This is a genomic window from Luteimonas cucumeris, assembly GCF_007830035.1.
Taxonomy (GTDB): domain Bacteria; phylum Pseudomonadota; class Gammaproteobacteria; order Xanthomonadales; family Xanthomonadaceae; genus Luteimonas_C; species Luteimonas_C cucumeris.
In genome coordinates this window covers 251,481-263,924 of record NZ_VLKN01000002.1, presented here as the reverse complement: position 1 = coordinate 263,924, position 12,444 = coordinate 251,481, and the positions used below count along the sequence as shown (strand labels likewise).

Below are 12,444 nucleotides of genomic sequence, written 5' to 3'. Positions count from 1 at the left end.
AGTCGACTGCACGGGGCTCTGCAGGCCGCCGCTACGCCCTCTGCGCGGTTTGGCGCTCCCGTAGCGTGCGCTGGGCGCACGAGTCGCACTTCCATCGTGCGCGCAGCGCACGCTACGGATCCGCTGCGGTGCTGTAGGCCCACACCTTCCTTGGGGACAACCGGATTCGTGCGGTGATGCGGTATGGATCACTCGTAGCGTGCGCTGTGCGCACGAATCGTTGACCGGTCGTGCGCGCAGCGCACGCTACGAGCTTCGGCGACGCGGACCTACTGCGCGCGGGTCAGGCTATGGCCCGGTTCGCTGGCGACGGCCTTGCCTTCCTTGTCCAGCAGGCGGATCTCGTTGCGGCCGACGATCGCGAACAGGCGGTCCTCGTCGGTCTTGCTGTTGGGATCCAGGCGCAGGCGCTGGCCGTCCTCCTCGGCAGTCCAGTTGCCGTCGCCGCTGCGCGGGCCGTCTTCGCGGCCCTGATAGGTCTCCTGCAGCGCGTAGGTGCCGTCGGGTTTCAGTTCGATGCGGGTGTCGATGCCCGGGCAGTCGGCGCAGGGCAGGGTGCCACTGAACGTGCCGGCGAAGCCCTTGGTGTCGAAGCGCGTCGGCGTGGCCGCGGCGATGAGGGCCGGGTCGGTCGGCGCGGTGTCGGCCGCCGGCGCAGGCGTGGCGGGCTCGGCTGGCGTCTGCGGCTTGCAGCCGGCTACGGCGAGTACGGCGAGGACGAGGCTGGCGAGGACGAGGCTGTGCTTCATGTCAGTACTCCATGTGGACGATGAAAAACAAAGGGGAAGGCGTCAGCGCTGCTTGCCGCCGAAGATGCCGCCGAGCAGGCCGCGCAGGATCTGGCGGCCGATCTGGTTGCCGACCGTGCGGCTGGTCTGCTTGGCCATGGTTTCAAGCATGCCCTGGCGGCGCTTGGTGCCGAACACCGCGTCCTTCACCGACTGGCCGAAGCCGGTCGGCTCGGCCTCATCCTGCGCGCGGGTGCGCGCCGGCGGCGCTTCGGCCTGCGCGGCCGCGGTTTCGACCTTCTTCGCCAGCATCTCGGCAGCGGAATCTCGATCGACGCGGGTGTCGTATTTGTGGCCGACCGGACTGCCGGCACGCAGCTGCGCGCGCTCCGCGTCGGTGATCGCGCCCATGCGGCAGCGCGGCGGCGCGATCAGCGTGCGCTCGACCGGCATCGGCACGCCTTTGTCCTGCAGGGTGGACACCAGCGCCTCGCCAGTGCCCAGTTTCGAGATCGCCTCGGCCACGTCCAGGTTCGGATTGGGCACGAAGGTTTCCGCCGCCGTCCTCACCGCCTTCTGGTCGCGCGGCGTGAACGCGCGCAGCGCGTGCTGCACGCGGTTGCCTAGCTGGCCGAGGATGTTGTCGGGTACGTCGTCGGGGAACTGCGAGCAGAAGTACACGCCCACGCCCTTGGAGCGGATCAGCCGCACCACCTGTTCGACGCGCTGCTGCAGTGCCGGCGGCGCGTCGTCGAACAGCAGGTGCGCCTCGTCGAACACGAACACCAGCTTCGGCTTGTCGAGGTCGCCGACCTCGGGCAGGTTCTCGAACAGTTCCGACAGCAGCCACAGCAGGAAGCTCGAATACAGCCGCGGCTTCATGATCAGCTGATCGGCGGCGAGGATGTTGACCATGCCGCGGCCGTCGATATGCGTGCGCATCAGGTCGACCAGCTCCAGCGCCGGTTCGCCGAAGAACATCTCGCCGCCTTCCTGTTCCAGCCGCAGCAGCGCGCGCTGGATGGCGCCGACCGACTGCGTGCTGACCAGGCCGTAGCTGGTCGAGATGTCCTTGCGCTCGGCCGCGACCAGGCCCAGCAATGCGCGCAGGTCCTCCAGGTCCAGCAGCAGCAGGCCGCGGTCGTCGGCGAGCTTGAACACGATGTCGAGCACGCCGCTTTGCGTGTCGTTGAGTTCGAGCACGCGCGACAGCAGCGTCGGGCCCATCTCGCTGACCGTGGTGCGCACCGGGTGACCGAGCTTGCCGAACAGGTCCCAGAAGATCACCGGGCTGCCCTGCGGCGCGTAGCCGTCGACGCCGATCTCGTCGATGCGTGCCTGCAGCTTGTCGTTGAGCGTGCCGGCGACGGCCAGGCCGGCGACATCGCCCTTCACGTCGGCCAGGAACACCGGCACGCCGAGCCGCGAGAAGCCCTCGGCCAAGGTCATCAGCGTCACCGTCTTGCCGGTGCCGGTGGCCCCGGCCACCAGGCCATGGCGGTTGCCGTAATGCGGCTGCAGGAATACCTGGCCGCTGTCGGCGGTGGTGACGGCCTTGCCTACGAGGATGGGGTCCATGGAATGTCCTGTCGGATGAACGCTGGATTCTAGTGCGTGTCGCGGCGCTGGCCACGATGCGGGGATGTCGCGGAAAAATCAGCAGCAAGGTTGCCCGCTTTCACGAAACGGGGCTACCCTTCGGGCTCTCCTGCCGTCGATTGCCTTTCATGCCGTCTTTTGCTGTTGTTTGCGTGCGTCTCGCCCCGCTGGCCGCCATCTTCACGCTGCTCCTGCTGTCTCCCACCGCTTCCGCACTGTCGAAACGCGACCAGGCCAAGGTCGATGCGCTCAACCAGCGCATGGTCGAAGCGGAGAAGAAATACCGCGATGCACTGGTGAAGACCGGCAACAACGACCCGGAAGGCGTGGTCCAGAGCAACGCCGCGCTGGAAGACATGGAGGACGTGGTCGACGCCTGCGGCAAGCAGAAGGGCTGCGCGCCCACCCAGCTGATCGCCGTCTACAAGCGCCTGCTGAAGCTGAACATCGACGCCGAAGCCGGCGACGACGAGGACGACATCCTCGATCACGAACCCGACCATGTCGCCGCCGCGACCCTGGGCAGCGACGTGCCGGAAGCGGCGCGCGCCGCCAGCCTGCTCGACGACAAGCGCCATCGCTTCGACAAGATGGTGCAGTACAACCCGGCGGTGCAGGCCGGCATCCGCCGCTGGCTCACCGACATGCGGCCGGCGCTGATCAACAGCTACGAGAACTACGAGTACATGCGCCAGCTGATGTGGCCGTCGTATGAGCGCGCCGGGCTGCCGGAGGCGCTGCTGTTCGGGATCCTGGCCAAGGAATCCAACGGCAAGGTGCACGTCACCTCGCGCGCCGGCGCGGCTGGGCCGATGCAGTTCATGTACGCCACCGGCATGCGTTTCGGCCTGGGCCAGGACGGCACCGGCTTCGACACGCGCTACGACCCGTATTCGTCGGCCGTGGCGAGCGCCGAATACCTCAACGAGCGCATGCGCGAGCTCAACAACAGCATCGAGATGGCGCTGGCCGCCTACAACGGCGGCGAAGGCCGCGCGCTGCGCATCTACCAGGGCAGCGGCGGCCGCGGTTTCTGGGAAGCGGATGTCTACAACCAGTTCCCCGCCGAAACCCGCGACTATGTGCCGATGGTGATCGCCGCGGCGTGGCTGTTCCTGCATCCGAAGAAATACGGCCTGAGTTTCCCGAAGGTGCAGAACAAGCCGGCGCAGCTGAAGCTGACGCGTCCGTCGTCGATCTACGAACTGACCATCTGCCTGGGCAACGGCGGCACGCGCGACGGTTTCATGCGCGCGCTGCGCAACCTCAACCCGCGCTACAAGCCCGACAGCTACCTGCCTGCGGGCGCCGGCCTGAACGCCACCACGCAGATCGTCGGCCTGTACAACCGTCATTGCGCGCAGGGCCCGCGCGTCGAACTGGCGCGGCAACTGGTGATGAGCGATGCCAGTTCGGCGATCGTGCGCACCGGTCCGGTCGAGCCGATGGCACCGGACGACAGCATCACGCCAGCGCCGGTCGTGCCTGCAAGCAAGCCGGGCACGCATAAGGTCGCCAGGAACGAAACGCTGGTGTCGATCGCGCAGGAGTACCAGTGCGACACCAAGTCGCTGGCCAAGGCCAACGGCCTCAAGGCACCGCGCTACATGGTCAAGACCGGACAGCAGCTGAAGCTGGAAGGCTGCCGGCAATAGGCTACGTAGCGTGCGCTGCGCGCACGAATGTCACTCTCCATATCGCCGTCCACCCGGATCATTCCCCCAATTCCGCGGCAAGAGGCCCTTTGCGACCTGGCGATGGAACGTCGAATGCGGCCAATCGCAGGCGCGCTCGACCAGCCCATGCTTGACCGTGTTGTAATGGATGTAGTCCATGTGGCTGGCCAGATCGCGGTCATCCCGTATCTGGTGTTCCCAAAAGCGTCGTTGCCAGAATCCGATTTCCTGGCGCCGTCTCAGGGAACTTGCGAGCGGGGATGTGATCAGGTGGCGACACGTCTGCGCGGTGTGCCGCTTGATCAGCGCCCAGCGCCTGGCGTAGCCGGCATCGTCCAGTGGCAGCGTCCAGATCGCGTGCATGTGATCGTGCAGGACGACCCACGATTCGATCCGGAACGGATATCGGGTGTGCGCAAGTCGGGTGGCTTTGCGAAGCGACGCAAGCGCATCCGGGTGGGTGAGGATGGGTTGGCGCTGGTAGGTGGCCACGGTGAAGAACCAGGTGGCACCTGGCGTTGTCGATCTGCGGAAGCTTGCCATCCTTGGCGGTCCCATCGTGCGCACAGCGCACGCTACAACAGCAGCGTAGCGTGCGCTGTGCGCACGAACAATTTCCGGCTCAAGCCAGCACGTTACGGATCAGCGCAATTGGGCGAGGCGCTCGCCGAGGCGCACCGCCGATTCCGCGCCAAGGCCGGGCGCGAGTTCCGCCACGCCCGGCGGCAGCAGCACGATCACGGTCGAGCCGTAGTTGAAGCGCGCCATCTCGGCGAAGCGCTGCAGCGTGATGCCCGCGCCTCGATAATCCTTCGTCGTGATCGCGTCCCCGTAGCGCGGGATCTCGACGCCGCTCCATACCGTCTCCACGCCCGAGACCAATAGCGCGCCGACCATCACCACCGCCATCGGTCCGAAGTCGGTGTCGAAATGGCAGACCAGGCGCTCGTTGCGCGCGAACAGGCGCGGCACGGCACGCACCGCATCCGGGCCGACGCTGAAAAGACGGCCGGGCACGTGCACGGTCTCGCGCAGCGTGCCGGTCCACGGCATGTGCACGCGGTGGTAGTCCTTCGGCGACAGGTACACCGTCGCGAACAGGCCGTTGGCGAACGGCGCGGCTGCGGCCTCGTCGCCGAGCAGTTCCGCGGTGGTGAACGACTGCCCCTTGGCCTGGAAGATGCGGTCGTAGTCGATCGGTCCGCATTGGCTGACGTGGCCGTCGGCCGGCATCAGCAGCGCGCGCGGATCGGCATCGGGCACGCGTGCGCCCGGCTTCAGTGCGCGGGTGAAGAATGCGTTGAACGTCGGGTAGGCGCGCGCATCGGGTTCCGCTGCTTCCGACAGGTCGACGCCGAACCGGCGCGTGACCGTGTCGATCAGCCATTGCTTGATGCCGGCGTTGCGCGAGTACGCGAGCCTGCGCGCCAGCGAGGAAAGCAGGCGATGGGGGAGGATGTAGGTGAGATGCGTGACGAGGCTCATGCGGTTCGCATTGGTTGTGGGTTGCGGTCGTGCGCACAGCGCACGCTACCTGCGATTACTTCGTCGAAGCCTGCGTCAGGGTAATCATGTCGGCGGCGATCGCCTTGGGCTGCAGCGGCGGCGGAATCACGCCGGCCATCCGTCCCTGCGGGTCGAGCACCGCGATCGCGGCGGAATGGTCGACGCTGTATTGGTCGGCCGGTGCGCCTTCGGCCGGCGGTACTTTCATGAACACCAGCGACAACGACTTGGCGAAGGCTTCCAGTGCCGGCAGGTCGGCCGTGGCCGCCAGCGTGTCGCGATGGAAGGCATGCGCGTAGCCGCCGATCTTCATCGGCGTGTCGCGGTCAGGGTCGACCGAGACGAACAGCACGCGCGGACGGCGCGCTTCGGGCAGGGGTTCCCACTGCTTCTGCGCCTGCGCCAGTTCCGCCAGCGTGGTCGGGCAGATGTCCGGGCAATGGGTGAAGCCGAGGAACACCAGCGTCCAGTGGCCCTTGAGTTCGCCGGAGATCAGCTGCGTGCCATCGGACTGGCGCAGCGAGAACGGCGGGATCTCGCGGGGCGCATCGAACAGCCGCACGGACTGCAGTTCCGGACGATTCGCTGCCGGACTGCCGAAATAGGCGCGCGCGGCCCACAGGCCGAGGCCGGCGGCGAGCGCGGCAACGAGGATCAGCAGCGTGGTGCGATTGAACATGCGGGTGCCGCGGGCAGTCGTGGTCGGGCCATGATACCGGCCACGACCGCTATAATTCCCGATCCCTCGCGCGCAGCCGGACCCCGTGGCCATCGAACTGCAGACCATCATCGACCTGATCCGCTACGGCGCCAGCCGCTTCAACGCGTCCGGGTTGACCTATGGCCACAGTTACGACAACGCGCTGGACGAGGCCACGCAGCTGACCCTGCACGCGCTGCACCTGCCGCACGACCTGTCGCCGGTGTACGGACAGGCCCGCATCACCGAAGCGGAAAAAGAGGAAGTGCTGGCGCTGTTCCTGCGCCGCATCGAGGAGCGCATTCCTGCCGCCTACCTGACCGGCGAGGCATGGTTCGCGGGCCTGTCGTTCAAGTCCGACCCGCGCGCGCTGGTGCCGCGTTCGCCGATCGCCGAACTGATCGAAGCCGGCTTCGAACCCTGGCTCGGCGGCCGCGAAGTGCGCCGCGCGCTGGACCTGTGCACCGGCTCGGGCTGCATCGCCATCGCGATGGCGCATTACAACCCGGACTGGCATGTCGACGGCGTCGACCTCAGCGAGGAAGCGCTGTCGCTGGCGCGCGAGAACGAGCAGCGGCTGCTGGTGAAGAACCTGCGGCTGCTGAAGTCGGACCTGTTCTCGGCGCTGCAGGGCGAGCACTACGACCTGATCGTCACCAATCCGCCGTACGTGACCAACGACGAGACCGATGCGCTGCCGAAGGAGTATTCGCACGAGCCGGAACTCGGCCTGCGTGCCGGCGACGACGGCCTCGACCTGGCGCTGCGCATCCTGCGCGATGCGCCGCTGCACCTGACCGACGACGGAATACTGATCTGCGAAGTCGGCGAGGCCGAGCAGGCGCTGGTCCAGCTGCTGCCGGAACTGCCGCTGGCGTGGGTCGAGTTCAAGGTCGGTCAGATGGGCATCTTCGTCGCCGAGCGCCACGACCTGGTGACGCACAACGCCCGCATCCGCGAGCTCGCCGATGCGCGCGAGGCCAAGGCGACGGCGACCGGCAGTCTGTTCTAGATTCCTCGTGCGATCCAAAGTCACTGGATCCCCGCCTTCGCGGGGATGACGGCTAAAAGCAAGAGCTGCAGGGCGAACATTTGAACACCTTCGGACATCTGTTCCGCGTCACCACCTTCGGCGAATCGCACGGGCCGGCGATCGGCTGCGTGATCGACGGCTGCCCGCCGGGGCTTGAAATCGCCGCGGAGGAATTCGCGCACGATCTGTCGCGCCGCGCCACCGGCAGGACCCGCCACACCTCGGCGCGGCATGAGGCCGATGCGGTCGAGATCCTCAGCGGTGTGTACGAAGGGAGAACGACAGGCACGCCGATCGCCTTGCTGATCCGCAACACCGATGCGCGCAGCAAGGATTACGACCGGATCGCCGAGCAGTTCCGCCCCGGCCATGCCGACTACACCTACTGGCAGAAATACGGACATCGCGACCCGCGTGGAGGCGGACGCTCGTCCGCGCGCGAGACCACGATGCGCGTCGCCGCCGGCGTGATCGCCAAGAAGTGGCTGGCCGAACGCCATGGCGTTCGGGTGCAGGGGCATCTGTCGCAGATCGGCGACATCGTGCCGTCGGCGTTCGACGCGGGCGCGATCGAATCCAATCCGTTCTTCTGGCCGCATGCCGCGCAGGTCGCGGAGCTGGAAAGCTACATGGATGCGCTGCGCAAGTCCGGCGATTCGGTCGGCGCGCGCGTCACCGTCGTCGCCGACGGCGTGCCGCCGGGCTGGGGCGAGCCGATCTACGGCAAGCTCGATGGCGAACTGGCCGCGGCGATGATGTCGATCAACGCGGTCAAGGGCGTGGAGATCGGCGACGGCTTTGCCGTGGTCGCTCAGAAGGGCAGCGAGCATCGCGACCTGGCCACACGCGCTGGTTTCGAGTCGAACCATGCCGGTGGCATCCTCGGCGGCATCAGCAGCGGCCAGCAGGTGGTGTGTTCGGTCGCGTTCAAGCCGACCTCCAGTCTGCGCCTGCCCGCGCATGGGCTGGACGCGCACGGCAACGAAGTGGACATCGTCACCACCGGTCGCCACGACCCCTGCGTCGGCATCCGCGCGACCCCGATCTGCGAGGCGATGATGGCGCTGGTGCTGATCGACCAGGCGCTGCGTCATCGCGCGCAGTGCGGCGACGTCGGCGAGGTGGCGCCAAGGATCCCGGGCTGAGCCATGAGCGCTGCACGGCCTCGCGTCTGGGTGTCGCAGCCGCTGTTCGACGATATCGTCGCGCGGCTGGACCGATATTTCGAGGTCGCCGCGACGCACGCGGTCGCCGATCATTCGCCGGCAGCGATCGCGCGGGCCCTGCGCGAAGCGGATGGCGCGCTGGTCACCCTGAACGATCCGGTCGGCGCGGCGGAAATCGCGCAGGCGTCGCGGCTGCGCGCGGTCGCCAATGTCGGCGTCGGTTACAACAACCTCGACGTGGCCGCGCTGCAGGCGCGCGGCATCGTCGCCACCAACACGCCGGACGTGCTGACCGAGACCACCGCCGACTTCGGCTTCGCGCTGATGATGGCCGCGGCCCGCCGCATCACCGAGGCCGAGCGCTGGCTGCGCGACGGGCAATGGCGCGGCTGGGCCTTCCACAGCCTGCTTGGCGCCGAGATCCATGGCACGACGCTGGGCATCCTCGGCATGGGCCGGATCGGACAGGGCATCGCACGTCGCGCCGGCGGTTTCGGCATGCGCGTGCTGTATCACAACCGCAGCCGTCTTCCCGAAGCCATCGAGAACGAATGCCGCGCGGCATATGTCGATTACGAAACCTTGTTTGCGCAGGCCGACCACGTCGTGCTGGTATTGCCGTATTCCGCGCAGAACCACCATCGGATCGATGCCGCGACGCTGGCCAGGATGAAACCCACCGCCACGCTGACCAACATCGCCCGTGGTGGCCTGATCGACGAAGCGGCGCTGGCCGATGCGCTGGCCAGCGGACGCCTCGCCGCTGCGGGACTGGACGTGTTCGAAGGCGAGCCGCAGGTCGATCCGCGGCTGCTGGCGCTGCGCAACGTGGTGCTGACCCCGCACATCGCCAGCGGCAGCCTGGCCACGCGGCGTGCGATGGTATCGCTCGCCGTGGATAATCTGATCGCGGCGTTGGGCTTCGGGCCGGAGGCGGGCAAGCCGCCGAATGTGATTTCTTGATCGTGATTCGTGATTGGTGATTGGTAAAGGCGCTGGCGAGGCCGGCTCTTGCGAATCACCAATCACCAATGACGAATCACCGGCTTTTCCAGAGAGAGGACAGATGAGCAAGCAGTACAAGGTAGCGGTCGTCGGTGCCACCGGCGCGGTCGGCGAAGTGATGTTGTCGATCCTGGCCGAACGCGACTTCCCGGTCGGCGAGCTGGTCGCGCTGGCCAGCGAACGCTCCGCAGGCGGCACCGTGAAATTCGGCGGTCGCGACGTGGTCGTGCAGGACCTGGCCACGTTCGATCCGACCGGCGTCGACATCGCGCTGTTCTCGGCCGGCGGTTCGACCTCGAAGGAATACGCACCGAGATTCGCCGCTGCCGGCGCGGTCGTGATCGACAACAGCTCCGCGTTCCGCTACTACGACGACGTGCCGCTGGTGGTGAGCGAGGTCAACCCCGAGGCGGCGAAGAACCGCCCGCGCGGCATCATCGCCAACCCGAACTGCTCGACCATGCAGATGCTGGTGGCGCTGGCGCCGATCCATCGCAAGGCCGGGATCGAGCGCATCAATGTCGCCACCTACCAGTCGGTGTCCGGCACCGGCCGCAAGGCGCTGGAGGAGCTCGGCCGGCAGACCGCGGGCCTGCTCAATTTCCAGACGGTTGAAGCCGAGGTCTATCCGGTGCAGATCGCGTTCAACGTGATCCCGCACGGCGGCGATTTCACCGACAACGGCTACACCACCGAGGAAATGAAGCTGGTCTGGGAGACGCACAAGATCCTTGACGACAGCACGATCCGGGTGAACGCGACCGTGGTGCGCGTGCCGGTGTTCTACGGCCATTCCGAGGCGGTCAACATTGAGACCAGGGACAAGATCACTCCGGGCGAGGCGCGCCAGCTGCTCGAGTCCGCGCCGGGCGTGGAGGTGGTCGACGAGCGCGCGCCCGGCGGTTATCCGACCCCGGTCACGCACGCCTCCGGCAACGACGCGGTCTACGTCGGCCGCATCCGCGACGACCTGTCGCACCCGCGCGGCCTGAACCTGTGGATCGTCTCCGACAACATCCGCAAGGGCGCGGCGCTGAACGCGGTGCAGATCGCGGAACTGGTCGCCGCCGGGGGCTGAGCGGCCATAACGACTATAGTGACGGCCGGAATCCGAAGCCGACCGGGGCAGCCATGGGGGGTTGCGTGGCGATGAAAGCAATGCGGATCGTGTTCGCACTGGTGCTGGCACTAGCCTGCGGGCAGGTGTCCGCACTCGGGCTGGGCGAGATCAAGGTCAAGTCCGGCATCAATCAGCCATTGCTGGCCGAGATCCCGATCGTGTCCAACGATCCGGCCGAACTGGAACAGCTGCAGGCGCGCCTGGCGTCGCCGGAAACCTTCGCGCGGATCGGGCTGGAGCCGCCGGAAGGCGTGGTCGCCGAGCTGAAGTTCGCGGTGGTGCGCGACGACACCGGCGGCTTGGCCGTGCGCGTGACCAGCACGGCGCCGATCGACCAGCCGATGCTGAACTTCCTGGTCGAAGTCGAATGGGCCGAGGGCAAGCTGGTGCGCGAGTATTCGGCGCTGGTCGATGCACCGAGCGACGCGCCATCGCCGGGTGCGCCGTTGATCGAGGCGCCGCAGGCGGCGTTGGCCGACGTGGTGTCGCGGCCAGCCGATGCGCCGATCCTGGCCTCGCCGACCGAGCTGGGTCCGGAGCAGGACGGGCCTGCCGAGCTCGAGCAGGGGATCGAAGCCGACCAGATCGCAGGCGCGCTGGATGCGCCGCCCGTGGAGACATCGTCTGCACCGGTGCCCGACATTGCCGTCGGACCACCGCCGGCGCCGGCTCCGGACGAGGTTGCCGCGGCCGTGGCGCCAGCGCCCACGGCCGTTCAGGGTCAGATGTCGGTGCAGTCGGGCGACACGCTGTCGGAAATCGCGCTCGCCGTGAAATCGCGCGGTGCCAGTCTCGACCAGACCATGCTGGCCTTGCTGCGTGCCAACCCGGACGCGTTCATCGGCAACGACATCAACCGGCTCAGGAGCGGCGCCGTGCTGCGCGTGCCGGAGTCCGCCGAATTCACCCGCCTGGGTGCGGCCGAGACGGCGGTGGTCGTGCGCGACCACATCGAGCAGCAGCGGCAGGCGCGAAGCGAGAAGGCGCGCGCGGCCGAGATCGCCGCGCTGGCCAGCGCCGAGGCCGCAGGCACGGTGCCGGCGGCTGCAGAAGGCACGCCGGACAAGACGGGCGTGTCCGGGGCGAGGCTTGAAATCATTCCGCCGGCGGCCGATGGCGCCGTGCAGGCGGGTACACGATCCGGCGCCAGCGCCGGAGGCGAGGGCGACATGCTGCGACAGCAACAGGAACTGCAACAGACCCGGGAAACCCTGGCCGCGCGCGATGCCGAGGTCGAGGAATTGAAGTCGCGCCTGGCCGACCTGGAAAAACTGCAGCAACAGCAGCAGCAACTGATCACGCTGAAGGACAGCGAGCTGGCCGCGGCGCAGCAGCGCCTGGCCGAGTCCAACCAGGGCGGCGCCAAGGCAGCGACGCAGGCTTCGACCACCGCGCAGCCCGCTCCTGCGCAGGCCGACGGTGGCACCGGCCTCTGGCTGGGCGGCGGACTGCTGCTGGTCGTGGCGGGCCTGATCGCGTGGTGGTTGGCGCGTCGCGGCCGCACTGTCGTGGTGTCGAAGCCGTCGCGGCCGGTGACCGGCAGCGCCGAGCTGGCCGCCAGCATGCCGAATGCCGTGGCCGCCGAACCGATGGCGCCCGCATCCTTCGCCGACGCTTCGCCGGTGGCCGAATCCGGCAGTCGCGGCAATGGCGCGAGCGCTCCGCGTCCGGCCGCGCCGGCATGGACGCCCGCCGCAGCGGTGGCAGTGCCGACCTGGCATGGCGGCGCCACCGCCACGACGGCCGGCAGCGACCTGCGCATCGGTCCGGAGCGCATCGAACTGGCCCGCGCCTACCTCGACCTGGGCGACCACGACACCGCCCGCGGCCTGCTGCAGGAGATCGTCCAGGTCGGTGATCCGGACGCACGCGCCGAGGCCGTGCGCCTGCTGCAGGAATTTCCGCGATGAT

General features: G+C 67.9%; 11 protein-coding genes. 6 read left to right on the top strand and 5 right to left on the bottom strand.

Annotation, left to right across the window (positions count from 1 at the left end):
- Nucleotides 1-269: 269 nt before the first annotated feature.
- On the bottom strand, nucleotides 270-749 hold the full coding sequence (locus IP90_RS04290; RefSeq protein ID WP_144898389.1) for a copper resistance protein NlpE: 480 nt from the start codon (nucleotides 747-749) through the stop codon (nucleotides 270-272).
- A gap of 42 nt (nucleotides 750-791) precedes the next feature.
- Nucleotides 792-2,306, bottom strand: coding sequence for a helicase HerA-like domain-containing protein (locus tag IP90_RS04285; protein ID WP_144898388.1), 1,515 nt, complete (start codon nucleotides 2,304-2,306; stop codon nucleotides 792-794).
- Nucleotides 2,307-2,455: 149 nt separating this feature from the next.
- Between IP90_RS04285 and IP90_RS04280 the strand changes: the two genes are divergently transcribed.
- The gene (locus IP90_RS04280) at nucleotides 2,456-3,982 is read left to right on the top strand and encodes a transglycosylase SLT domain-containing protein (protein ID WP_144898387.1); all 1,527 of its coding nucleotides are present in this window, start codon (nucleotides 2,456-2,458) and stop codon (nucleotides 3,980-3,982) included.
- Between the two features lie 30 nt (nucleotides 3,983-4,012).
- Here the strand turns inward: IP90_RS04280 and IP90_RS04275 are convergent, their stop codons facing one another.
- The 3 genes from IP90_RS04275 to IP90_RS04265 all read right to left on the bottom strand — a co-directional run bounded on the left by IP90_RS04275 (nucleotide 4,013) and on the right by IP90_RS04265 (nucleotide 6,188).
- Nucleotides 4,013-4,546 carry an REP-associated tyrosine transposase gene (locus IP90_RS04275; RefSeq protein ID WP_144898386.1) on the bottom strand — a complete coding sequence of 178 codons (534 nt, stop codon included), beginning with the start codon at nucleotides 4,544-4,546 and terminating at the stop codon, nucleotides 4,013-4,015.
- A gap of 99 nt (nucleotides 4,547-4,645) precedes the next feature.
- Nucleotides 4,646-5,488, bottom strand: coding sequence for an archaetidylserine decarboxylase (gene asd / locus IP90_RS04270; RefSeq protein ID WP_144898385.1), 843 nt, complete (start codon nucleotides 5,486-5,488; stop codon nucleotides 4,646-4,648).
- 55 nt (nucleotides 5,489-5,543) lie between these two features.
- Nucleotides 5,544-6,188, bottom strand: a complete 645-nt coding sequence (locus tag IP90_RS04265; protein WP_144898384.1) for an SCO family protein — start codon at nucleotides 6,186-6,188, stop codon at nucleotides 5,544-5,546.
- Nucleotides 6,189-6,273: 85 nt separating this feature from the next.
- On the opposite strand from IP90_RS04265, the gene prmB reads away from it, so the two are divergent.
- The 5 genes from prmB to IP90_RS04240 all read left to right on the top strand — a co-directional run bounded on the left by prmB (nucleotide 6,274) and on the right by IP90_RS04240 (nucleotide 12,443).
- On the top strand, nucleotides 6,274-7,221 hold the full coding sequence (prmB, locus tag IP90_RS04260) for a 50S ribosomal protein L3 N(5)-glutamine methyltransferase (protein ID WP_144898383.1): 948 nt from the start codon (nucleotides 6,274-6,276) through the stop codon (nucleotides 7,219-7,221).
- Between the two features lie 80 nt (nucleotides 7,222-7,301).
- The gene (gene aroC, locus IP90_RS04255; RefSeq protein WP_144898382.1) at nucleotides 7,302-8,387 is read left to right on the top strand and encodes a chorismate synthase; all 1,086 of its coding nucleotides are present in this window, start codon (nucleotides 7,302-7,304) and stop codon (nucleotides 8,385-8,387) included.
- Nucleotides 8,388-8,390: 3 nt separating this feature from the next.
- The gene (locus IP90_RS04250) at nucleotides 8,391-9,371 is read left to right on the top strand and encodes a 2-hydroxyacid dehydrogenase (protein WP_144898381.1); all 981 of its coding nucleotides are present in this window, start codon (nucleotides 8,391-8,393) and stop codon (nucleotides 9,369-9,371) included.
- A gap of 103 nt (nucleotides 9,372-9,474) precedes the next feature.
- On the top strand, nucleotides 9,475-10,491 hold the full coding sequence (locus IP90_RS04245) for an aspartate-semialdehyde dehydrogenase (protein ID WP_144898380.1): 1,017 nt from the start codon (nucleotides 9,475-9,477) through the stop codon (nucleotides 10,489-10,491).
- Between the two features lie 71 nt (nucleotides 10,492-10,562).
- Nucleotides 10,563-12,443, top strand: coding sequence for a motility hub landmark protein FimV (locus IP90_RS04240; RefSeq protein WP_242007478.1), 1,881 nt, complete (start codon nucleotides 10,563-10,565; stop codon nucleotides 12,441-12,443).
- The last annotated feature ends 1 nt before the right edge of the window (nucleotide 12,444 follow it).